Source organism: Neisseria sp. P0021.S006, from assembly GCF_051956895.1.
Map to the genome: position 1 here is coordinate 1 of NZ_JBQCWZ010000994.1, position 540 is coordinate 540.

At 49.1% G+C, this 540-nt stretch carries 2 protein-coding genes; both read right to left on the reverse strand.

From position 1 onward, the window contains the following. Window positions 1–113, reverse strand: a 113-nt coding sequence (locus ACTHUM_RS18350) for a biotin/lipoyl-containing protein (RefSeq protein WP_440403730.1), incomplete at its 3' end; no start/stop codon positions are given. 143 nt (window positions 114–256) lie between these two features. Then, window positions 257–540, reverse strand: a 284-nt coding sequence (locus ACTHUM_RS18355; protein ID WP_440403729.1) for a transketolase-like TK C-terminal-containing protein, incomplete at its 5' end; no start/stop codon positions are given.

The window sequence follows — 540 nt, forward strand, 5'->3', positions numbered from 1 at the left end:
GTAATCAGGGTGTCGTCAACGGCAATAGTGTCGCCTACTTTAACTTCTACGGCGATGATGTCGACGTTTTCATGACCGCCGATATCAGGGACTTTGATTTCTACGATACTCATTTGAGTTCCTTTAATATTTTCAGTTTGATGCCGTCTGAAAACTGTTTCGCACGGCATCGGTACAGTTTGTTAAACCATTCAAGCATTCGATTTTCAGACGGCCTGATGTCTGAATGAAGCAAACAGGCCGTCTGAAACATCAATTAGCGTTTCCAGCTAGGGGCTGAATCGGCCTTGATGCCATATTTTTCAATAGCTTGTTGAACGGTTTCTTTGCTGACTTTGCCTTGCTCAGCCAATGCGCTCAATGCAGCAACGGCAACGTTGTAGCGGTCAACTTCGAAGAAGCTGCGCAGGTTGGCACGGCTGTCGGAGCGACCGAAGCCGTCAGTACCCAAGACGTGGTAGTCGTTAGGGATGTAGGCACGGATGCGGTCAGCATAGCTGCGGATGTAGTCGGTAGCGGCAATAACCGGACCGTCATGAC